The 20,724-nt window shown below is 33.8% G+C and carries 25 protein-coding genes and 1 other RNA gene; 18 read left to right on the forward strand and 8 right to left on the reverse strand.

The window, feature by feature from the left end:
* The 4 genes from BUA46_RS14585 to BUA46_RS14595 all read left to right on the forward strand — a co-directional run.
* The coding region (locus tag BUA46_RS14585) for a T9SS type A sorting domain-containing protein (protein ID WP_143148153.1) at positions 1-2,082 on the forward strand (2,082 nt) is incomplete at its 5' end.
* A 12-nt stretch (positions 2,083-2,094) separates the two neighbouring features.
* Positions 2,095-2,316 carry a PID-CTERM protein-sorting domain-containing protein gene (locus tag BUA46_RS15055; RefSeq protein ID WP_143148154.1) on the forward strand — a complete coding sequence of 74 codons (222 nt, stop codon included), beginning with the start codon at positions 2,095-2,097 and terminating at the stop codon, positions 2,314-2,316.
* Positions 2,291-2,899: an exosortase/archaeosortase family protein gene (locus BUA46_RS14590; protein ID WP_019388800.1), complete on the forward strand. Its 609-nt coding sequence runs from the start codon at positions 2,291-2,293 to the stop codon at positions 2,897-2,899. Before BUA46_RS15055 ends, BUA46_RS14590 begins: the two co-directional genes overlap by 26 nt.
* A complete protein-coding gene (locus BUA46_RS14595; protein WP_019388801.1) occupies positions 2,877-3,275 on the forward strand; it encodes a hypothetical protein in 399 nt (132 codons plus the stop codon). The genes BUA46_RS14590 and BUA46_RS14595 overlap by 23 nt, the downstream gene beginning before the upstream one ends.
* 318 nt (positions 3,276-3,593) lie before the next feature.
* Here the strand turns inward: BUA46_RS14595 and BUA46_RS14600 are convergent, their stop codons facing one another.
* Complete coding sequence (locus BUA46_RS14600; RefSeq protein WP_019388802.1) at positions 3,594-3,974, reverse strand: DUF1801 domain-containing protein; 381 nt, start codon at positions 3,972-3,974, stop codon at positions 3,594-3,596.
* A gap of 91 nt (positions 3,975-4,065) precedes the next feature.
* Here BUA46_RS14600 and BUA46_RS14605 point away from each other — a divergent pair, with 91 nt between their 5' ends.
* The 5 genes from BUA46_RS14605 to BUA46_RS14625 all read left to right on the forward strand — a co-directional run bounded on the left by BUA46_RS14605 (position 4,066) and on the right by BUA46_RS14625 (position 7,286).
* Positions 4,066-4,680 carry a hypothetical protein gene (locus BUA46_RS14605; protein ID WP_019388803.1) on the forward strand — a complete coding sequence of 205 codons (615 nt, stop codon included), beginning with the start codon at positions 4,066-4,068 and terminating at the stop codon, positions 4,678-4,680.
* A 14-nt stretch (positions 4,681-4,694) separates the two neighbouring features.
* Positions 4,695-4,985, forward strand: coding sequence for a hypothetical protein (locus BUA46_RS14610; protein WP_026010158.1), 291 nt, complete (start codon positions 4,695-4,697; stop codon positions 4,983-4,985).
* A 6-nt stretch (positions 4,986-4,991) separates the two neighbouring features.
* Positions 4,992-5,285, forward strand: coding sequence for a winged helix-turn-helix domain-containing protein (locus BUA46_RS14615; protein WP_019388805.1), 294 nt, complete (start codon positions 4,992-4,994; stop codon positions 5,283-5,285).
* 52 nt (positions 5,286-5,337) lie between these two features.
* Positions 5,338-6,708: a cell envelope integrity protein CreD gene (creD, locus tag BUA46_RS14620; protein WP_019388806.1), complete on the forward strand. Its 1,371-nt coding sequence runs from the start codon at positions 5,338-5,340 to the stop codon at positions 6,706-6,708.
* A gap of 185 nt (positions 6,709-6,893) precedes the next feature.
* The gene (locus BUA46_RS14625; RefSeq protein ID WP_019388807.1) at positions 6,894-7,286 is read left to right on the forward strand and encodes a ribosomal maturation YjgA family protein; all 393 of its coding nucleotides are present in this window, start codon (positions 6,894-6,896) and stop codon (positions 7,284-7,286) included.
* A 14-nt stretch (positions 7,287-7,300) separates the two neighbouring features.
* Here BUA46_RS14625 and BUA46_RS14630 read toward each other — a convergent pair whose 3' ends face one another.
* Together BUA46_RS14630 and BUA46_RS14635 are read right to left on the reverse strand one after the other, a co-directional pair.
* Positions 7,301-8,080: an SDR family NAD(P)-dependent oxidoreductase gene (locus BUA46_RS14630; RefSeq protein WP_019388808.1), complete on the reverse strand. Its 780-nt coding sequence runs from the start codon at positions 8,078-8,080 to the stop codon at positions 7,301-7,303.
* Positions 8,081-8,114: 34 nt separating this feature from the next.
* On the reverse strand, positions 8,115-9,320 hold the full coding sequence (locus BUA46_RS14635; RefSeq protein ID WP_019388809.1) for an NAD(P)-dependent oxidoreductase: 1,206 nt from the start codon (positions 9,318-9,320) through the stop codon (positions 8,115-8,117).
* 282 nt (positions 9,321-9,602) lie between these two features.
* On the opposite strand from BUA46_RS14635, the gene ssrA reads away from it, so the two are divergent.
* Positions 9,603-9,996: a transfer-messenger RNA gene (gene ssrA, locus BUA46_RS14640) on the forward strand.
* A gap of 219 nt (positions 9,997-10,215) precedes the next feature.
* Here ssrA and BUA46_RS14645 read toward each other — a convergent pair.
* From BUA46_RS14645 to BUA46_RS14665, 5 genes are all read right to left on the reverse strand, one after another.
* On the reverse strand, positions 10,216-10,485 hold the full coding sequence (locus tag BUA46_RS14645) for a hypothetical protein (protein ID WP_019388810.1): 270 nt from the start codon (positions 10,483-10,485) through the stop codon (positions 10,216-10,218).
* 211 nt (positions 10,486-10,696) lie between these two features.
* Positions 10,697-11,092, reverse strand: coding sequence for a rhodanese-like domain-containing protein (locus BUA46_RS14650; protein ID WP_019388811.1), 396 nt, complete (start codon positions 11,090-11,092; stop codon positions 10,697-10,699).
* Positions 11,093-11,096: 4 nt separating this feature from the next.
* The gene (locus BUA46_RS14655) at positions 11,097-11,417 is read right to left on the reverse strand and encodes a rhodanese-like domain-containing protein (RefSeq protein ID WP_019388812.1); all 321 of its coding nucleotides are present in this window, start codon (positions 11,415-11,417) and stop codon (positions 11,097-11,099) included.
* Between the two features lie 104 nt (positions 11,418-11,521).
* Complete coding sequence (locus BUA46_RS14660; protein ID WP_019388813.1) at positions 11,522-12,139, reverse strand: thioredoxin family protein; 618 nt, start codon at positions 12,137-12,139, stop codon at positions 11,522-11,524.
* A gap of 6 nt (positions 12,140-12,145) precedes the next feature.
* Complete coding sequence (locus BUA46_RS14665) at positions 12,146-12,691, reverse strand: TlpA disulfide reductase family protein (protein ID WP_019388814.1); 546 nt, start codon at positions 12,689-12,691, stop codon at positions 12,146-12,148.
* 297 nt (positions 12,692-12,988) lie between these two features.
* On the opposite strand from BUA46_RS14665, the gene BUA46_RS14670 reads away from it, so the two are divergent.
* The 8 genes from BUA46_RS14670 (at position 12,989) to BUA46_RS14705 (ending at position 20,713) form a co-directional block, all read left to right on the forward strand.
* Positions 12,989-14,395 carry an anthranilate synthase component I family protein gene (locus BUA46_RS14670; protein WP_019388815.1) on the forward strand — a complete coding sequence of 469 codons (1,407 nt, stop codon included), beginning with the start codon at positions 12,989-12,991 and terminating at the stop codon, positions 14,393-14,395.
* A gap of 1 nt (position 14,396) precedes the next feature.
* On the forward strand, positions 14,397-14,963 hold the full coding sequence (locus BUA46_RS14675) for an anthranilate synthase component II (RefSeq protein WP_019388816.1): 567 nt from the start codon (positions 14,397-14,399) through the stop codon (positions 14,961-14,963).
* An 8-nt stretch (positions 14,964-14,971) separates the two neighbouring features.
* Complete coding sequence (gene trpD, locus BUA46_RS14680) at positions 14,972-15,964, forward strand: anthranilate phosphoribosyltransferase (RefSeq protein ID WP_019388817.1); 993 nt, start codon at positions 14,972-14,974, stop codon at positions 15,962-15,964.
* Entirely contained in the window at positions 15,961-16,749 is a 789-nt protein-coding gene (trpC, locus tag BUA46_RS14685; RefSeq protein ID WP_019388818.1) for an indole-3-glycerol phosphate synthase TrpC, read from the forward strand. Before trpD ends, trpC begins: the two co-directional genes overlap by 4 nt.
* A gap of 126 nt (positions 16,750-16,875) precedes the next feature.
* Positions 16,876-17,508: a phosphoribosylanthranilate isomerase gene (locus tag BUA46_RS14690; RefSeq protein WP_019388819.1), complete on the forward strand. Its 633-nt coding sequence runs from the start codon at positions 16,876-16,878 to the stop codon at positions 17,506-17,508.
* Positions 17,505-18,686: a tryptophan synthase subunit beta gene (gene trpB / locus BUA46_RS14695; protein WP_019388820.1), complete on the forward strand. Its 1,182-nt coding sequence runs from the start codon at positions 17,505-17,507 to the stop codon at positions 18,684-18,686. Before BUA46_RS14690 ends, trpB begins: the two co-directional genes overlap by 4 nt.
* 118 nt (positions 18,687-18,804) lie before the next feature.
* On the forward strand, positions 18,805-19,569 hold the full coding sequence (trpA, locus tag BUA46_RS14700; RefSeq protein ID WP_019388821.1) for a tryptophan synthase subunit alpha: 765 nt from the start codon (positions 18,805-18,807) through the stop codon (positions 19,567-19,569).
* Positions 19,570-19,633: 64 nt separating this feature from the next.
* Complete coding sequence (locus BUA46_RS14705) at positions 19,634-20,713, forward strand: T9SS type A sorting domain-containing protein (RefSeq protein ID WP_143148156.1); 1,080 nt, start codon at positions 19,634-19,636, stop codon at positions 20,711-20,713.
* Positions 20,714-20,724: the final 11 nt, after the last annotated feature.

Genomic DNA, 20,724 nt, shown 5'->3' on the forward strand with positions numbered 1-20,724 from the left:
GCTACTGAAATTCTTTACGATGGTATCGACAACGATTGTAACCCTGATACACCAGACACTGAAGATGCTGATGGAGATGGCGAAAACTCTGATACGGATTGTGATGACAATGACCCAGCAGTTAACTCTTCAGCTACTGAAATTCTTTATGATGGAATAGATAACGATTGTAACCCAGATACACCAGACACTGAAGATGCCGATGGTGATGGTGTAAACTCCGATACCGATTGTGATGATAATGATGCGGCTAGATTCCCAGGAAATACAGAGATATTAAACAATGGTATTGATGATGATTGTGACCCAGGAACACCTGACACAGTTGAACCTTCAACATTTATTTGGTCTGGTACAATTGATTCTGATTGGACGAATGCAGGCAACTGGTTAAGTAATAACGCACCAGGTTTAACACCTACAAATAATGTAATTATACCAGATGTAGAAAGCAACAGTTACCCACTATTAACAGACAATCTTAACATTGATGAGGGTTTAAGTCTTTTGATTGAAAACAATGCCTCATTAACAATGAGCCCTAATACTGTACTTACTAATCATGGTACAGTAACTAATAATGGTATGACAACCTTCGAATCAGATGCAACTGGATCTGCATATATTGGTTCAGGAACAGGTACTTTTATAGGAGATTATACAGTTGAGCGATATATACCAGCAAAAAGAGCTTACCGACAATTAGCTTCGCCGGTAGCCACTAGTACTCCTATTTCTGAGAACTGGCAACAAAACACTCATATTACAGGGTCCAATTCTGGAGCCAATGGTTTTGACACCACTAGTTCTGGTAATCCGTCTATGTATGTTTTTGATAACGACGCCTATAATTATGTGCAAATGGCTAATACCAATGCAACTAATTTAATGCCGGATACTATGTATCATATCCTAATTAGAGGTGATAGAAATACCGATTTAACCAATAATAATGCAACGCCATCCGTTACTACTTTAAGTGCAACAGGAGAATTAACTGCAGAAAACGAAGGTTCGAGTACAGTAGCAATTTCTGTTCCTGAACAACGCTTTATAGCTGTTGGGAATCCTTTCCAATCACAAGTAGATATGAATGCGGTATTAACTACCAATGCAACTAATATAAATCCGACTTATTACTGGGTTTGGGATCCAACATTAGGCTATAGAGGGGCTTATACGACTATTATTGCTTCAACCGGTATGGCTGTTCCTAGTGATTCAGATGCTAATCAGTTTTTACAAGCAGGTCAAGCAGGCTGGGTTTATACTCAAGATGCTGGCGAATCATCATTAAGTTTTACCCAAGCAAGTAAAGCCAATTCTGAACCGGAAACCAACGTATTTAAAACTTCTGATAAAGCCAATGAAAGTGTTGGTCAAATATCTTTATCATTATATGAAAGTAGTGCTCTAGCTAATAATGAGTCGGCAGTAGATGGTGTATTAATTCTATTTGATACCGAAGGAAATAATGCTATCGATGGCTTAGATGCTCCTAAAATCACTAACTTAGATGAGAATTTTGCAACAAATAATAATGGTACTTTATTGAGTATTGAAAATAGAGCAGCTCCTCAAAGTGGTGAAGAAATACAGTTAGAAATTAACACCTATAGAAATACCAATTATACAATTGTTGCTACAGGTGTTGCATTACAAGGTGAAACGGCTTATCTATTTGATGCTTATACTACCGCAATGACTGAAATTCCACAAAGTGGATCTATCAATTATACATATACTGTTGATTCTGGAATACCTGAATCTATTGCAGGGAATCGATTTAAAATAGTCTATGCAGCTACATCTTTATCAGTTAACACTTTTAACATGGAGCAGATTTTATTGTATCCTAACCCGACAAGCATTGGTAAGTTTTACTTAAACATTCCATTAGGAATGGATGATTTAGAAGTTACCATCTACGATGCTCTAGGCGCTAAATTATATAGTAAAACAGGATTAATTGGAGGAAGTAAAGCAAGCATAGATACTAGCTTTATATCAAACCAAGGCATGTATTTTGTGAAATTGAGTTCTCATGGACAAACCATCATGAAAAAATTAAATATAAATTAAAATATAACCATTATGAAAAATAAAAGAAACACATTTTTTAAGACTATTTTTAACCTGATTGCTATTTTTGCAATCATGGGCACCACAACTTTAAACGCTTTACAAGGACCTCCAGGAGGACCAACCGACACCCTAGACTCACTGCCTTTGGACGGTGGACTAATAGCGTTGTTAATAGGTGCAGTAGCATTTGGAGTTAAGAAATTATATGACAATAAAAATAACAAAGCTTAAGGCTTTAATCAATGATATCCCTTTACCAATAAGGCTTTTTTTAGGAAAAGCCTTATTGTTTTTTGTTGTTTGGAAAATTATTTATGGGGTGTTCTTTTACGATTCAAAGGTTCTAGACCATCCGTTAACCATTCATGTTGGAGAAGCCACTGTTAAATTACTAAATATAGCAACTCCCATGTCTGGCTTTACATCAAAAAGAGAAATTAAAACTTCGACTTATTTTGGTAAAGTATCACAAGAAGAAGCGTCCTTAATTTATCACAAGGGTAAAGAAATTATTTATATTGTAGATCGTTGTAACGGATTAGAATTAATAGTATTATACATTGGTTTTATCGTCTGTATGCCTTCTAAATTTTGGCGTAAAGTACTTTACGTTATTATCGGGGTTATTATTCTTGACATCACTAATATTTTAAGATGTTCTGGACTAATTTTTTTACATGAAAATTATCATGGCTATTTTGAATTTGCGCATCATTACCTTGCAAAAGCTTCAATTTATACAGCAACTTTCATAATTTGGATGGTTTATTCTCGCAACATAAATTTTAAAAATGAAGCTATACAAATCAGATAAGGTTCGATTCATATCAGGACTTATTGTAATCGTAATAATTTATTCTTGGTATTTCTTGTATTTTGCAGAAAACATCCAAACCGCATCCTTAAATCGAAAATTAAGGCATATCATTACATTTTTTATTACAATAACTGTTTATTTTGTTGGAACTTTTCACCTTGGTAAATTAAAGGACACTTGGATGGCTACTATCTGGCATATTGTCCATATTTCAGGTTTATTAATAATTTGTTCCATTGGATTATTTGATTGGTTTATTGGAGGAAGTTTAATGTTAACACGATTTGCTCGAACCATTCAGGAAATATTAATATCTCCAGTGTTATATGTTGCTATGGGATTGTTAAACAGGAGTTTGAAAAAATCAAATTAAAGCATATTCTTTATTAAAATTTGGTTTAAAGAAATACTAAAACAATTAATATTCTTAAGGAATAAAAAGAACACTTTAGAATTGTTCATAGCGGATTTCTACCAAATTTTCATATTTCTAACTTCACGATATAAACTCTTTTTTAATTACTCCATGCCTTTTGAAATTAAAATTCACATATAGAATAATACTTAACATACAAGGAGTCTACTGAAAATCTCTGAGATGGCGATTCTAATGTCATTATGATTTATATATTACACCCTTTTCAGTGCTTAATATAAATAATGGCACAATAGATTCTATTAAAATCTTTTACTACTTCCGTTTTGGTTTCAGAATTAATTTAAACGGATTAGTATTTATTTCCAACTGTTTCTCAAGTACGTACACTATAATTTCATCATCAATATCCTCAACCGATTTGTAACGTAATGAACGTATAGATTTCCTATTAGTACCCACAAAATACTCTGTGTAGCGATCCATATGTTCAAAATGCCAAAATGCCAAATCCACATAATCTTTCGACTGATTGAGAAAGCAAATAGGAATACCATTATTATAAAAAAATGGAATGCGCCATTTATATAACATCTCAGAATTTGGTAAAACGGCCTCAATAACAACCTGCAATTGCAGTAATATAGACTTATAAGGTTCTTCCTTTTTTAGAATATATTCTTCGGCTGGATTCATAAGCTTCAATTAAATATTTATAAAATTAACTAAAAATTATATGTGAAAATTAAATAAAATTTATTTACTTTGTATTTCAAAGTACTTTTATATGGAATCAAAAGATTATCTAAAAGACATTAGCGAGATAAAAGATTTAATGAATAAATCATCCCGCTTTATTTCCTTAAGTGGATTATCAGGAATATTAGCTGGTATTTATGCTTTAATAGGTGCCGCAATAGCCTATTGGTTGGTTACAAACCACAGTAATGGCATATTAACACTAGATGGATGGGTGTTTCAATCTTGCTTATTAACACTTATTACGGTGGCCATAGTCAGTATTTTGACCGCCATTTTCTTAACTACTAGAAAAGCAAAAAAACACAACGCTAAAATTTGGGACGCTACATCACAGCGCTTAATTATTAACTTTTTAATTCCTCTAATAGTTGGTGGGCTTTATATTTTAATCATTCTAAGCCAAGGCAAGTACGGCCAATCGGGTGGATTAATGCTTATCTTTTACGGTTTGGCCTTGGTAAATGCTTCAAAATATAGCATTGGAGACATCAGGTATTTGGGCTATATCCAAATAATATTGGGCTTGTTAGCTTCGTGGAAACCTGGATATGGTTTTTGGTTCTGGGTTATGGGGTTTGGCATAATGCATATTGTTTACGGTACTTGGATGTATTTAAAATTCGACAAAAAGTCTAATTAATAACACATAAAATCATGATTACTATAACCAAAAGATTAAAATATTTAGTCCTTCTCATATTGCTAATTTTACTACTGCCTTTAATTAGTATGCAATTTACCAATGAAGTTAACTGGTCTTTTTTAGATTTTTTAGTTGCTGGCATCTTATTACTTAGTACTGTCGTTGCAATTGAATTTGTTGTGCAAAACATCAATAAAAAAAGCATCAAACTGTTATTAATACTTGGTATTTTAGCCATTATTATATTAATATGGATAGAACTAGCGGTTGGTATATTCGGAACACCATTGGCAGGAAGTTAGACAATAATGAGTATTATAAACAACATAAATAAAGTATTCGATCATAGAATTAGATTAGGCATTATGTCTGTTTTAATGGTAAATGAGTATGCCGATTTTAATATGCTTAAAGAACTTCTTGGAGCCACCGATGGTAATTTAGCAAGCCATACCAAAGCTCTGGAAAATGCGGAATACATTAAGGTTGAAAAGCAATTTATTGGCAGAAAACCAAATACCAGATACTCTACCACCACTCTTGGCGAACATGAGTTTAAAAAACATATTGAAGCTCTAGAAAAATTAATAAATAAACAGTAAATATTTTTTTATCAATTTACTTTGTAATTCAAAGTACTTTTAAATCAAACAAATGGAAACACAAAACAACAATCCCCAACAAAACAAAATTGGCCATTGGCTTAAAACTTCAATTACAGCACGCATGTTAATGGTAGGCTTTTTAGTTATTATCCTTCTCATTCCGTTATCATATATCAGTAGTTTAATAAACGAAAGAGCTTTTAGGCAAACCGATGTTGTCAATGAAATAAACAGCAAATGGGGAAACCATGTTTTAGTTTACGGTCCTGTTTTAAAATTACCTTATAAAACGTATACCGAAACCAAAACCTATAATGAGAAAACCAAAACCTATTTTAAAGAAACCCAAACACACATTAAATACGCCTATATTTTTCCAGAAAATCTCGATTCAAAAGTGAATGTAAATTCTAAAACCCTTAACCGCGGCAATTTTGAATCTGCCGTATTTACAACGCAAATGGTCTTTTCTGGCCACTATATTCCAGTCGATTTAAAAGCAAAGGGCATTAAACAAGAAGATATAGTATGGAACGAAGCCACCATCATCATAAAAACATCAAACTTAAAAGGAATTAAAAGCGAAGTACAAATAAAACTCAACGATAAAGCCTATAATTTCGAAACCAACTTCAACCAAAATGATAAAAACAATCTCGATGTTTTAGAATCTTCGTTTATAAAAGGCGAAACACTTTTTGCCACAAAATCAACAAAATTCAACTTTTCAATAACCTTTAACGGCAGCCGACAAATAGAAATTATCCCCATTGGAAAAACCACCACCATGCAAATGGATTCGAATTGGGCAGACCCAAGTTTTATGGGTAATTATTTACCAAACGACGAAACCAAACAAATCACAGAAAACGGGTTTAAAGCCGATTGGAAAGTACTTCACATTAACAGAGCTTTCTCGCAGCAACACCTAAAAAACATACCCAACCTCAACCAATTCGCATTCGGAACCAAATTTATGGTCATGGTAGACGAGTATCAAAAAAGCGAACGTTCAGCAAAATATGGTTTCCTAGTTATCGGGCTTACATTTTTAGTGTTTTTTCTCATTCAAACCCTCAGTAAAATCAATATTCACCCTTTTCAGTATTTAATGATAGGTCTCGCACTTACCATGTTTTACACCCTTTTAGTTTCCATTTCAGAGCACAGTAACTTTCTAAAAGCCTATTTAATTGCAGGTATTTCGGTAATTGTACTCATTACGTTATATTCAAAATCCATATTAAAAACATTCAAGTTTCCGTTATTTATTGGGGCATCATTAAGCGCATTATACGCTTTCATTTATGTCATCATCCAACTTGAAAACTACGCATTGTTAGTAGGCAGTATAGGCTTATTCTTAATCCTAGCCATCGTTATGTTTGTATCTCGTAAAATAGATTGGAACAACGGTTAATTTTAAAATGAGCTATGGGCGTTACCCCGTTTTGGCGGGGTCGCGCTTTTCGCTACTAGTTTTGCCTCGATGCACGCCTCGGCAAAAGCTAACCGCTACAATCCCTAACGCAAAAAACACCTATGAAACATTTTATTATTAATGGCAACTTAAGTCATACCAATAATCTTTAAGAAGAAAATACAATGAAGTTTCAATTTAATAAAACATATTTTCTATTTGCTTTTCTACTTTTAGTAACAGAAGCCTTTATTGCAATCTATTTTAAAACCGGATTTATCAGACATACTTTTGGCGATTACCTATGTGTTATTCTACTTTATTGTTTTTTTAAAAGCTTTATTAAAGGGTTTCATATAAGTATCGCACTCATTGTTTTAGCCATAGCATTCTGCATAGAGTTATTACAACTCACTAATTATCTAGAGTTATTTGGTTTAAACAACAATGACGTCGCGAAACTCTTTCTAGGAAGCACTTTTGAAGTTACCGATTTAGTAGCCTACTCGCTTGGTATTATTAGTGTTTTAATCCTTGAGAAAAAATTGAAGTATAAGTCTAAACTACTTTTGAAATAATCAATTTAATACAATTAATCTCTATTTTTTTCTTGAATTTTTCTAACTATAGAGGCTGCAGCATTTCGAGTTACCAATCTTGGTAACAGTGCTAAAAATTTATTGAATTTACCCGGAATAGCATAGGTTTTACCTTTTAACATGGAGTTATAACCATATAAGGCCACAGCTTTAGCCGAAGCCATATTAAAAGTAATTTTATTGTCGCCAGTATTACTAGATACTGTTTTTTGAAACGCTGTTTTCGTGGGCCCCGGACATAATGCTGTGACCGTAACACCAGTGCCTTTAAGTTCATTGGCAATGGCCTCAGAGAACGATAACATAAATCCTTTTGAGGCATAATAAATAGACATTAATGGTCCTGGTTGAAAAGCTGCTAACGACGACATATTTAAAATTCTACCCGAACCTCGTTTAACCATGCCTTCCAAGACTAATTTGGTTAAATGGGTCGTTGTGATGATATGAACATGAAGCATTTCAGATTCGCGTTCCCAATCGGTTTCTACAAACGATCCGAACAAACCAAATCCAGCATTATTGATTAATACATCTATTGGTTTGCCTTCAACGGCATCAAATATATCTTCAGCCACATTGGTTTCGCATAAATCTTTTACTAGCGTAATCACTTCAACATTAAACTTTTCTTTAAGTTCGGTTTTAACATTCGCCAATCTTTCCGCATCAATATCTACTAAAAATAATGTATACTCATCGTTAGCTAAAAGTGTTGCTAACTCATAACCCAAACCAGATGCTGCGCCTGTAACTAAAGCGATTTTAGACATATTTTAAAATAAGAATGTGCAATATACTACAAACTTATTCCTTTCCATCTACATAATCTTGTAAATAAGAAAAACGAGTAGTTAGTTTACCGTTTTCTGTAATTTTTGCACGTTCTAACACACCATCCTTATCGTTATTAAAAAATGCAGGTATTACATGTTGTAAAAACATCTCGCCAAAACCTTCGCTAGCATCTTGCGGAAGTTCGCATGGTAAATTATCTACTGCCATAACTACAATAGCATTATCGTTTTTATAATCTATTTCTGTTTCAGTTTTCGGGTCGTAACCGTAAATTGGATCTGCTATTGTTGATGCTCGTAATGTTGTAGCAACAGGACCATCTACATCACAACTAATATCAGCAACGACTTTAATATTGAAATCTGGAGATTTTACGTCGCCTCGCGTGTATAAATAAGGTGCGCCATCTCCATAAAAGTGACCTGCTATGAAATAATCTGTCACTTTAGCAAATCGCATAAAATCGGATTCATATGCTTGTGGATTATTAAAAAAATCGAAATTATCAATGACTTTTCCGTCTTTTCGCTTGTTATAGTCCAGTACATCAATTTTACAATAAACAGGTTCATTAAAAGTTTCGTTTAAATATGCCTCGACTGTAACTCGTTTAATTTTCATGGCATCTAACATTTCTTGTGAACCGTTAGATACTTTACCGCTTCCTGTTAGCAATATTTTGATGTTTGGAAGCTTAATACTTTTAAGCTCTTTTATTAATGCCGCTTGATTTGGCAATGGTCCTGCTTTTGGTAATTGCCACGTATTGTATTTTAATCCCCAAGCCCGAAAACCGTTGTAAGCACCTACAATTCCAGCAAAACGTCCGAAACCTATTAAACGAAATCCTTTTTCGTTAGTAATGGTTTCGTGGTCGTATAATTCAATATTTTTTTCTAAAATAGCTTTTAAGAGTTTACGATTATAAGGCTGCTTTTTAATGGTGTGCGAAAAGAAAAAATACTTTTTATTTGGTATTAACGCATCAATTGGCACTTCTTTAACACCAATCATAACATCGCAATCGGAAACATCATTTACCACCTCGAAACCAGCATCTTGATATTGCTCATCTGGAAAAACACGAATATCGCTAGATTCTACTTTAAATTGAGCTTTAGGAAATTGATTTACAAGTTCTTTGAGTTTTGACGGCGAAAACACCACGCGACGGTCTGGTGGATTTTTACGTTCTTTTATTATGGCGAATTTCATGTTATTACTTATAATTGTATCCTGCTAAATTGATAAAATTTTTAATATCTGACAAACTTATAGTTTGGTATAAATTTTGAACGAAACTAAGTGTAAATGCAAGGTTATTGAAACTTTTTGATACCTTTGCAGCCCGCGTTAAGGATTGAGGCATTTGTTGGAGCTCCTCGCAGAGAGCGACTGCCGAAAGCCTGACCCGGAAGGGTAACGCCCACTTCTTGATACATCCCGTAATTTATTCGGGACACTCGAAGTGATAAAATATACTATGACATTAAAATTGGGGTCGACTGGTTTTGACAGCGAGATTAATTGAACGGTAAGCACGTCGTGTAATGATTTTGAGACACGTAAAAGGCTAAATCAAATTTTAAACGGCGAGAATAACTACGCTTTAGCTGCGTAATCTGAATTATAGTAGGATTAGCCTTGGTACACTAGGTGTACAAGCTAAATGTCTCCAGAAAGCCTTGGTTAATGGCGTTCTTTTTTGAGGCATCGTAAATATTGACTAAGATTAGGTAGTGCTTTGTTGCCTTTTCGAGATTAAGAAGCTAAGTTGTAAGTAGGTTGTCTTTAACCAGCTTGCAATCGAAAAAACAAGAAAAGAATAAACGTGTAGAAAGCTCTTTGGTTACTTGTTTGGACGAGAGTTCGATTCTCTCCGACTCCACAATTAAGCGTAACTTGATTACGATTTATGACATGAAAAGTGCAACAATTTTAATTGATTGCACTTTGTTGTTTTAAAGCGTCAGTCCTGAAAGGACTGGAAGTTACATTTACAGGATGGGATTCATTAGTGAAAAACAAAGTTAATCTCTCCGACTCCACAAAAAAAAGCTCCTGAGATTTTATCTCAGGAGCTTTTTTTTATTGAAACAAAACAATAATCTTAACCAGCTTTTTGTTTTTCTTTCATTTTATTAAGCAACATTAATTCATGTTGTATTTCTTCTTTTCTTTCGTTGAATTTTCGAACGCGCTCATCAATCAATTCTTGATTTTTAATACGAGCTTGCCTTCTTAATTCAGCTTTTTCCAACTCTTTTTGCTGCGTTCTCTTTTGAATCATTTTTTCTCTTGCTACAGAAAAATATGAGAACCCATACATGCTCAAGAATAAAAGAGCAATAATTCCTAATATGATGTAACCGTTTTCCATTACACTTTCTATTTTAAATGCTATTAATTAATTATTTTCAAAAAATTCACCATTAAAATAATAAATAAGGGATAAAATGGCAATCTTTATATCAAAAAAAAGAAATTATAATGGCGATATAAAATAAAAAAGGTGAAGTACTAAAAAAAGTAGTTGAAAGATCATATTATCGATAAAATACACCAGCAATATTTCATTTAGGCCAATTTCATCATTTGGTAACAGTATCGAGACTTTCTTTTTGCCAGTTTAAAATGCCACCTTCTAAATCGAAAATCGTTTTGAATCCTAGGGCTTTAAAATCGGCCACACTATTAGAACTTCTTCTCCCAGAACGACAATACACAAAAACTGCCTTTTCTCTATCGAGTTTACCAATATCGTCCTTAAACGAACTAGAATGATAATTGACGTTTATAGCGTTTTTAATATGTCCTTCGTTGTACTCCTCTGGGGTTCTCACGTCTACCAATTGCGCATCTATTAATGCCAATGAATCTTTAAATACCTGAGGGCTTAATTTAGCGGTTTGATTTTCTGTATTTGATTGGCAGTTAAACGCGGATACTGACAAAACTAAACTAAGAAAAATATAAAATCGATTCATTTTATTATGTTTTTAAATCTACAATATCTCCTGTCCACTGCAACATACCACCTTCAAGATTATAGGCATTTTCAAAACCAAGCTGTTCCATGATTTGGCACGCTTTACCGCTTCTATTCCCAGAACGACAATACACGTAATAATTTTTGCTTTTGTCTAAATCTTCAATTTCATCAATAAATTCTTGCCCTTTGTAAATATCAATATGAATGGCGTTTGGTATTATACCTTCAGCTACTTCGGCATCGGTTCTTACATCTAATATTACAGCGTTATCATCGTTTGATAATTTTTCTACCCATTCTTCTTGCGTTAAATCTTCCATATTTACTTTTAAAATTATATCCTACAAAATTAAGATAACTAAATTTATAGACGAAAAAAAATCCGAAGTATTACACTCCGGATTCCAATTATAAAATTTAACGTTTAAACTTTAATAGAACAACCAATAGCTTTGGTTTCTTTTTGCGTTACTTCTTCACCATTTAAAAGGGCATCCACAGCATTTTCAACATACTTTACTTTTACTGCTGAAGCATCTTTATGATTATCATCAATGGCACCAATATACTGCACTACATTACCTTTTTTCGTTTTTTCCAGTACGTACATATGTGGTGTTTTAGTAGCTCCAAACTTAGGATATACTTTTTGCTCTTCGTCCATTAAATAAGGAAACGTAAAGCCTTTTTCTTTCGCGCGTTTTTTCATTTCAGGCATCGCATCGCCTGGTTTAACATCAGTATTATTCGGCATAATCGCTATTACAGGATAACCTTTTGGCGCGTATTTTTCGTTGAGGGCTTGTATTCTATCCTCATACATCACAGCAAATGGGCAGGTATTGCATGTAAATGTAATGATGAAACCTTTGGCATCTTTATAATCTGCCATTGAAACCATTTTACCATCGATATTTTTTAATGAAAAATCTTCGGCTATATCGCCAATTTGATAACCACCACTTATTGGTGTGTTAACATTAAATGCACTAACTAAAACTAGCAGAACAACTGCTGAAAGAATTTTGACTGACTTTTTCATATTTTATTATTTTATAAATTGTTTCACTTCTGTTTCTAACTCTTCATAGTTAAAAGATTGCTCATAAAATCGACGTTCACTATTCTTGTAAATTACAGTTGCTGGTATGGATCCAGACCAACTTTCGTCTACTTTTGGAATCCACGTATTCATATCGGCATCATCTAAAGCAATTACTTTAGAGACGAGATTATTTTCTTTTATAAAAGGCTTTAATTTTTTATCGTATAAATGCGGAAAATCGAGACTTACTAAAACAACCTCAACATTTTGGTTTTTATATTCTGAATTTAATTTCTCGAAATAAGGAAGCTCTTTTACACAGGGTGCGCACCAAGTTGCCCAAAAATTAACCACGTAAATTTTATCATCTTTTTTATTCAAAAATGGTTCTAGACCTGCATAATCATAAACTTCTAACTGAAAATCATCAGAAATTGTCTCATTTTCAATAATCTCTTGTTGCGTTACTGCAGAAACTTCAGCTGTTTTATTCTTTTTAGCACAACTCACTATTAAAAGAATAGCAATAAATAATAGTTTTAACTTCATAAGTATAAAATTAATTAATACTTCTTTGTGTTTCTTCTAGTTTAACAAACTTTTATGTAAAAAATGATTTAAAGTTTTGTGTAAAACTATTTTCATTTCTATATTTGAACCAGTAAAACATAAATCATGAAAACTTTTTTAAATAATACTTGGTGGTGGTGCTTTCGAAACTAATCTTCGTGAAGTAAAACCCTAGTATATTTAAAACTAAAATATCCAAAAGGCTTGTCATTCACGACAAGCCTTTTTCTTTGTTCTGAATTTGTTTCAGAATCTAGAAGAAAATGAGAAACGAAAATGAAAAAATTTAGTCTGTTCACACACCACAAAAGAATTTTAACAGATACCATTACGCCGGTTTCTGTTTATTATAAAATACGCGACAAATTTCCGAATAGTATTCTGTTGGAAAGTGGTGACTACCACAGAAGTCATAAAAACTTCTCGTACATCTGTTTTAACCCGATTGCTACAATTAAAGTTGCAAACGAAGTGATTACTGAAACCTTTCCGGATGGAAGTTCTGCATCATTGGATATTACTGAGGATGTTAATGTGGTTGATGAAATCTACAATTTTACCAAACGCTTTGACACTAAATCTGAAGAAAATTTCAAATTTATAAACAACGGTATTTTTGGTTACACAGCCTATGATGCGGTTAGATATTTTGAAGATATTGAAATTGGAAAGAAAGACAATTCAGTGGTTATTCCAGATATGTATTATGCGGTTTATCAAAACATTATAGCCATAAATCATTTTAAAAACGAAGCTTATATTTTTGCGCACTGTTTTGAAGACACACCAAATAACATTGATGACATTGATAAGCTGATTAATATTCAAAATTTTGCCTCTTATAGTTTCAATGCTAAAGGTGATATTAAATCCAATTTAACTGATGATGAGTTTAGAGAGCATGTTGAGGTGGCAAGAAAACATTGCCAACGCGGAGATGTTTTTCAATTGGTGTTATCTAGACGATTTTCTCAAGAATTTACTGGTGATGATTTTAATATTTATCGTGCCTTACGAAGCATAAACCCGTCGCCTTATTTATTTTATTTTGATTACGGCGATTTTAAAATTTTTGGAAGTTCGCCAGAAGCGCAGCTTATTGTTGACGATGGTTTAGCAGAAATCCACCCCATTGCAGGAACTTTTAAACGCACAGGTGATGAGCATAAAGATGAGATTTTAGCTGAAAAACTCAAGAAAGACGATAAAGAAAATGCAGAACACGTAATGCTTGTAGATTTAGCTCGAAACGATTTAAGTCGTCACGGAAGCGAGGTAAAAGTGGTAACCTATCGTGAAGTTCAATTTTTCTCGCATGTTATTCACTTGGTTAGTAAAGTTACAGGACAAAAACACAAGACAACCTCAACCATGCAAGTTGTTGCAGATACATTTCCTGCAGGAACGTTGAGTGGCGCACCAAAGCATATGGCTATGCAACTCATTGAAAAATATGAAAAGACAAGCAGAGGATATTACGGTGGCGCTATAGGTTTTATGGATTTTGATGGTAATTTTAACCACGCCATTATGATTCGGACGTTTTTAAGTAAGGATTACAAATTAAACTGGCAAGCAGGAGCAGGATTGGTTTCAAAATCAAACCAAGAAAACGAGCTGCAAGAGGTTTACAATAAATTAGGAGCATTAACTAAAGCTATTAAATTAGCAGAAGATATTTAAGATGAAAAAAGTATTAGTTATAGACAACTACGACAGTTTTACGTACAATTTAGTACACTATTTAGAAGACTTAAATTGCGATGTTACCGTAGTGAGAAACGATAAGTTAGCTTTAGAAGATGTGGAGCCTTTTGAAAAAATTGTCTTATCTCCAGGTCCTGGTATACCAGACGAAGCAGGTTTATTAAAAGCTATTATTGAACAATACGCACCAACTAAAAGTATTTTAGGTGTATGCTTGGGACAACAAGCCATTGGTGAAGTTTTTGGCGGTTCATTAATAAATCTCGATGACGTTTATCACGGTGTTGCTACTAACGTAACGATTTGTGTTGATGACGAATATATTTTTAAAGGCTTAGATAAAAATATTGAAGTAGGTCGGTATCACTCTTGGGTTGTTAACCCAGAATTACCAGAAAGTTTAGAAGCGACTTCATTTGATGCGAACGGACAAGTCATGTCTTTAAGGCACAAAACCTACGATGTAAGAGGCGTACAATACCATCCAGAATCGGTTTTAACGCCTGAAGGAAAATCAATTTTAGAAAACTGGGTAAATAACTAAAATAAGTAATGAAAGACATTTTAAATAGACTTATAAACCACGAAACCCTTACAACTGAGGAGGCAAAACAGGTTATAGTTAACATATCAAACAATATGTATAACCCTAGTCAAATTACGTGTTTCCTTTCGGTTTATATGATGCGTAGCATTACTATAGAAGAATTAAGAGGATTTAGAGATGCACTTTTAGAATTATGTGTTCCAATAAATCTTAGCGGCTATAACGCCATTGACATAGTTGGTACAGGAGGTGATGGTAAAAACACCTTCAATATTTCAACTTTATCGGCTTTCATTACCGCTGGTGCTGGAGTTCATGTTTCTAAGCATGGAAACTATGGTGTATCCTCTACTTCAGGTTCATCAAATGTCATGGAATCTCTAGGTGTAAAATTCTCGAACGATGAAGGCTTTCTAAAAAAATGTTTAGATCAAGCAGGCATCTGTATTTTACATGCGCCGTTGTTTCATCCAGCAATGAAAAATGTTGCACCTATAAGAAGAGAATTGGGCGTTAAAACGTTTTTCAATATGTTAGGACCATTAGTTAACCCTTCATTTCCTAAAAATCATGTCCTAGGTGTTTTTAATTTGAAAGTTTTAAGACTTTATAGTTTTTTACATCAAAACTCTGGACATAATTACAATATTGTTTACGCCTTAGATGGTTATGATGAAATCTCATTAACTGGAAAAGCGAAAATTGTTTCTAATCATTCTGAGAAGTTGTTTTCACCAGAAGATTTAGGTGTTTCGCAAATAAAACAAGAAGCTATTTTTGGTGGAGATACCGTTAATGATGCTGCCAAAATATTTGTTGATATCATTAGCGGTAATGGAACAGACGCACAAAATAATGTGGTATGTGCCAATGCAGGATTAGCCATTGCTACCTCCAATAAATTGACCCATAAAGAAGGATTTGAAATCGCGAAAGAATCGTTGTTTTCTGGTAAAGCAAAGCAAAGTTTAGACACTTTAATAGAGTTAAGCAAATGAATATTTTAGATAAAATAGTAATCGATAAGCGCAAAGAAGTTGATTTAAGAAAAGGATTGATTCCAATATCTCAACTTGAAAATTCTGTGCTTTTTAATAGAGAAACCGTTTCATTGGCTCAAAAATTAAGAAATAGCAAGTCAGGAATAATTGCTGAACACAAACGTCGTTCACCCTCAAAATCGGTTATCAATAACAATTTAAATGTTCAAGATGTCGCATCAGGATACGAAAATGCTGGTGTTTGTGGGATGTCTGTTTTAACCGATGGGAAGTACTTTGGTGGTTCGTTAGATGATTTACTAACGGCCAGAGCGAGTTGCAATTTACCTTTGTTGCGTAAGGAATTTATAATTGACGAATATCAAATGCTTGAAGCCAAAGCTTACGGTGCTGATGTTATTCTATTAATTGCAGCGATTTTAACCAGAGTCGAAATCAAGAAATTTTCAGAATTTGCCAAAAGCTTGAAATTAGATGTGCTGTTAGAAGTGCACAACGAAGAAGAGTTGCAAAAATCCATAATGCCTTCAATAGATATGCTAGGAGTTAACAACAGGAATTTAAAAACCTTCGATGTGAGTTTAGAAACTAGTAAAAGTTTAAGCAGTAAGATTCCTGATGACTTTGTAAAAGTATCAGAAAGTGGTATTAGTAGTATAGAAGCGATAAAAGAATTACAACCTTATGGGTATCAAGGATTTTTAATAGGTGAGAATTTTATGAAAACGGATAATCCTGGAGCTAGCGCAAAGGAGTTTATAAAAAATCTTAGCCTCCTCTAACTCCTCCAAAGGAGGAGAACACTCACTCTTGTAAAAAACATGAATAAAGATAAACGACATACTCCGCAATCAATTCCCTCCCCTTTGGGGAGGGCTAGGGAGGGGCTTGCTCTAAAAGTTTGCGGTATGAAATATCAAGATAACATAAAGCAAGTTGCAGCATTGCAACCTGATTATCTTGGTTTTATATTCTTTAAAAAATCTGCACGTAACTTTGATTCTGAAAGCATTCCTCAATTACCGAAATCCATAAAAAAAACAGGTGTTTTTGTTGATGCCGATCTCGATTTGGTTGTTGATAAAATTAAAAAACACGATTTACATGCTGTACAATTACACGGAAACGAATCGCCAGAATATTGCGAAAAAATTAAATCTGAAGGCATTGAAGTAATAAAAGTATTCTCAATAAAAGATGAATTTAATTTTAGTGTTCTTAAACCCTATGAATCAAATGTTGATTATTTCTTATTCGACACCAAAGGAAAATTACCTGGAGGCAATGGCTACACCTTTGATTGGAATGTTTTAAATAATTATCCTTCAGAAAAACCATTCTTTTTAAGTGGTGGTATTGGATTAAGTGAAATTGAAGACATTAAAAAATTTGCAAAGAGCAAAGCATCAAAATATTGCTACGCTTTAGATGTAAATAGTAAATTTGAGATTGAACCCGGACTAAAAAATATTGACGATTTAAAAGAATTCAAAAAGATATCTACTTTATCAGGAATAACAAAATTAAAAAAAAAGCTATGAATTATAATGTTAACGAAAAAGGCTATTATGGCGAATTTGGAGGTGCATTTATTCCAGAAATGCTATACCCAAATGTTGAAGAATTACGCCAAAAGTATTTAAAAGTAATGGCTGAACCTGAATTTCAAAAGGAGTTTAATCAGCTTTTAAAAGATTATGTTGGTCGCCCTTCTCCACTCTATTTTGCCAAACGACTTTCGGAAAAATACAACACTAAAATTTACTTAAAGCGCGAGGATTTAAACCACACTGGAGCGCACAAAATTAATAATACCATTGGCCAGATATTAATGGCTAAACGTTTAGGGAAAACTAGAATTATAGCCGAAACTGGAGCAGGACAACATGGTGTTGCTACTGCTACCGTTTGCGCTTTAATGGGAATGGAATGTATCGTTTACATGGGTGAAATTGACATTGCAAGACAAGCACCAAACGTGGCTAGAATGAAAATGTTAGGCGCTAAAGTAGTTCCTGCATTATCTGGAAGCCGTACTTTAAAAGATGCCACAAACGAAGCCATTCGCGATTGGATTAACAATCCTGTAAACACCCATTACATTATTGGTTCTGCTATTGGACCGCACCCGTATCCAGACATGGTAACCCGATTTCAGGCTGTGGTTTCAGATGAAATCAAATGGCAATTAAAGGAACAAACTGGTAATGAAAATCCTGATTATTTGGTAGCTTGTATTGGTGGTGGTAGTAATGCAGCCGGAACCTATTACCATTATTTACACAATCCTGATGTGAAACTTATTGCTGTTGAAGCTGCTGGTTTGGGTGTAGATTCAGGTGAAAGTGCAGCCACATCGGTTTTAGGAAAAGAAGGCATTATCCATGGTTGTAAAACCTTATTGATGCAAACCAAAGATGGACAAATTACAGAGCCTTATTCGATTTCAGCTGGTTTGGATTATCCTGGTGTTGGCCCCATGCATGCGCATTTAGCTAAAACGGGGCGTGCAGAATTTATGGCCATTACTGATGATGATGCTATGAATGCAGGCTTAGAACTTTGTAAGTTGGAAGGTATTATTCCAGCCATTGAAACCTCACACGCCTTGGCTATTTTTGAACAGAAAACCTTTAAACCAGACGATGTTGTTGTTGTGAGTTTGTCTGGTAGAGGCGATAAAGATTTACAGAATTACATTGAGTATTTCAAAATATAAATTGATAACGTTACGCATGCGTTAGGGATTATAGCGACATCCTTTTTTGCTTTTTCTGCAAAAAAGATATAGCGAAAAGCCCGACCCTTGTGGTAACGCCCAAAAAATAATAAAGAAAATGAATCGTATTAAAGCGAAACTTAAAGAAGATAAAAAATTACTGTCTATCTATTTTACGGCGGGGTACCCTAATATTAACGACACGGTTTCTATTATTAAAGATTTAGAGAAAAATGGGGTAGATATGATTGAAATTGGTTTGCCGTTTAGCGACCCATTGGCCGATGGACCCACGATTCAAGATAGCTCTACCCAGGCTTTAAAAAATGGAATGACTACGGAGGTACTTTTTAATCAGTTAAAAGATATTCGTAAAACTGTGGATATTCCGTTGATTATAATGGGTTATTTTAACCCCATGTTTCAGTATGGTGTTGAAGCTTTTTGTAAAACATGTAAAGAAATAGGTATTGACGGTTTGATTATTCCTGATTTACCGGTTGATGTGTATCATGAAGAATATCAGGCTATTTTTGAAAAATTCGGATTGATAAATGTATTTTTAATTACACCACAGACGAGTGATGAGCGCATAAGATTTATAGATTCTATATCTAACGGATTTATATACATGGTAAGCAGTGCAAGTACAACGGGAGCTCAATCTGGTTTTGGTGACGAACAAACTGCATATTTTGAGCGAATTGCCAAAATGAACCTTAAAAACCCTCAAATTATAGGTTTTGGGATTAGTAATAACGACACGTTTACACAAGCTACTAAATATGCCAAAGGTGCCATAATTGGTAGTGCTTTTGTAAAGCATGTTACTAATGAGGGGATTACATCCATATCTAAGTTTGTGAAAAATATTTTGAAATAGATTTTATTACAATTGTTTGATTATCTTTGGTTAACGAAATTGGTTAACCAATTATTTAATTGTTATGAAATCTATATACTATTTAGTTGTTTTACTTTTCTCAGTATCACAGATGCATGCTCAAGTTACCCTTGATGCTGATGGATCTGGTGGTATGCAAACTTATGATTTAATAAACTCAGTTTTAGCTCCAGGTTACGACGCCGTGGAGGAACCAGATTGTAGCCACGCCCCAACTTTTCAGCATATTGATGAACCTTTTGATGCGACTTTAGGTATAAACGTCTTTCGTTTTTATATTCATGAAGCCACAGACACTGATAGATGTAATGGTTCTACAGACCGCCAACGTAATGAAATAAAAACATACGATAAATCGCCAGCAAATTTAAAAGGCGTTGAAGGCGAAAGTGTGATATATAAATGGAAGTTTAAATTGGATGCCGGTTTTCAAGTTTCATCAAGCTTTACGCATTTACACCAATTAAAATCTGTGGGTGGATTGTATGAAAGTATGCCTATGTACACCCTAACGGCGCGTAAATCGACTCCTGACAGGTTGGAATTACGTTATGCTGAAACTAACTCTCAAACTACCTTGATTCAAACGGCAATAGCGCCATTTAAAGGCGAATGGGTAGAAGCTACTGAGTCTATAAAATATGGCACGAATGCGAGTCCAGATTCAGGTACTTATTCGATTGAATTAAAAAGAGTGAGTGATAATGCTGTATTATTAAGTTATACCGATAATGCAGTGAAAAATTGGCAAACTAATGCCGACTTTGTACGACCTAAATGGGGGATTTATAGAAGTTTAAATAATCGCACCGATTTAAGAGATGAAGAAGTCTTGTTTGCGAATTTTAGCATTGAAGAAGTTCCTACTTTGAATACTGAAGATTTTCAAAAATCATCGTTGAAAATATTTCCTAATCCGGTTAAAGATATTATGAAAATTGAAACGCGTAATTTTGATTTTTCTGAAATAGAAATTTGTGATATCTCTGGAAAAAAGGTATTAAATTTTGAAACTGTAAATTCATCTAGCATCGACGTTTCTAGTTTACGACATGGTATTTATTTTGCCACATTTAAGGATCAAAACAATGCCGTTTTTAGAACTAAATTCATTAAAAAATAATCCATATTATT

The sequence above is a fragment of the Algibacter luteus genome (genome assembly GCF_900141715.1).
Classification (GTDB): Bacteria; Bacteroidota; Bacteroidia; order Flavobacteriales; family Flavobacteriaceae; genus Arenitalea; species Arenitalea lutea.

Coding starts and splice junctions, on each gene's coding strand:
- BUA46_RS15055 (WP_143148154.1), top strand. CDS start 2,095: ATGAAAAATAAAAGAAACACATTTTTTAAGACTATTTTTAACCTGATT.
- BUA46_RS14590 (WP_019388800.1), top strand. CDS start 2,291: ATGACAATAAAAATAACAAAGCTTAAGGCTTTAATCAATGATATCCCT.
- BUA46_RS14595 (WP_019388801.1), top strand. CDS start 2,877: ATGAAGCTATACAAATCAGATAAGGTTCGATTCATATCAGGACTTATT.
- BUA46_RS14600 (WP_019388802.1), bottom strand. CDS start 3,974: ATGAATCCAGCCGAAGAATATATTCTAAAAAAGGAAGAACCTTATAAG.
- BUA46_RS14605 (WP_019388803.1), top strand. CDS start 4,066: ATGGAATCAAAAGATTATCTAAAAGACATTAGCGAGATAAAAGATTTA.
- BUA46_RS14610 (WP_026010158.1), top strand. CDS start 4,695: ATGATTACTATAACCAAAAGATTAAAATATTTAGTCCTTCTCATATTG.
- BUA46_RS14615 (WP_019388805.1), top strand. CDS start 4,992: ATGAGTATTATAAACAACATAAATAAAGTATTCGATCATAGAATTAGA.
- creD (WP_019388806.1), top strand. CDS start 5,338: ATGGAAACACAAAACAACAATCCCCAACAAAACAAAATTGGCCATTGG.
- BUA46_RS14625 (WP_019388807.1), top strand. CDS start 6,894: ATGAAGTTTCAATTTAATAAAACATATTTTCTATTTGCTTTTCTACTT.
- BUA46_RS14630 (WP_019388808.1), bottom strand. CDS start 8,080: ATGTCTAAAATCGCTTTAGTTACAGGCGCAGCATCTGGTTTGGGTTAT.
- BUA46_RS14635 (WP_019388809.1), bottom strand. CDS start 9,320: ATGAAATTCGCCATAATAAAAGAACGTAAAAATCCACCAGACCGTCGC.
- BUA46_RS14645 (WP_019388810.1), bottom strand. CDS start 10,485: ATGGAAAACGGTTACATCATATTAGGAATTATTGCTCTTTTATTCTTG.
- BUA46_RS14650 (WP_019388811.1), bottom strand. CDS start 11,092: ATGAATCGATTTTATATTTTTCTTAGTTTAGTTTTGTCAGTATCCGCG.
- BUA46_RS14655 (WP_019388812.1), bottom strand. CDS start 11,417: ATGGAAGATTTAACGCAAGAAGAATGGGTAGAAAAATTATCAAACGAT.
- BUA46_RS14660 (WP_019388813.1), bottom strand. CDS start 12,139: ATGAAAAAGTCAGTCAAAATTCTTTCAGCAGTTGTTCTGCTAGTTTTA.
- BUA46_RS14665 (WP_019388814.1), bottom strand. CDS start 12,691: ATGAAGTTAAAACTATTATTTATTGCTATTCTTTTAATAGTGAGTTGT.
- BUA46_RS14670 (WP_019388815.1), top strand. CDS start 12,989: ATGAAAAAATTTAGTCTGTTCACACACCACAAAAGAATTTTAACAGAT.
- BUA46_RS14675 (WP_019388816.1), top strand. CDS start 14,397: ATGAAAAAAGTATTAGTTATAGACAACTACGACAGTTTTACGTACAAT.
- trpD (WP_019388817.1), top strand. CDS start 14,972: ATGAAAGACATTTTAAATAGACTTATAAACCACGAAACCCTTACAACT.
- trpC (WP_019388818.1), top strand. CDS start 15,961: ATGAATATTTTAGATAAAATAGTAATCGATAAGCGCAAAGAAGTTGAT.
- BUA46_RS14690 (WP_019388819.1), top strand. CDS start 16,876: ATGAAATATCAAGATAACATAAAGCAAGTTGCAGCATTGCAACCTGAT.
- trpB (WP_019388820.1), top strand. CDS start 17,505: ATGAATTATAATGTTAACGAAAAAGGCTATTATGGCGAATTTGGAGGT.
- trpA (WP_019388821.1), top strand. CDS start 18,805: ATGAATCGTATTAAAGCGAAACTTAAAGAAGATAAAAAATTACTGTCT.
- BUA46_RS14705 (WP_143148156.1), top strand. CDS start 19,634: ATGAAATCTATATACTATTTAGTTGTTTTACTTTTCTCAGTATCACAG.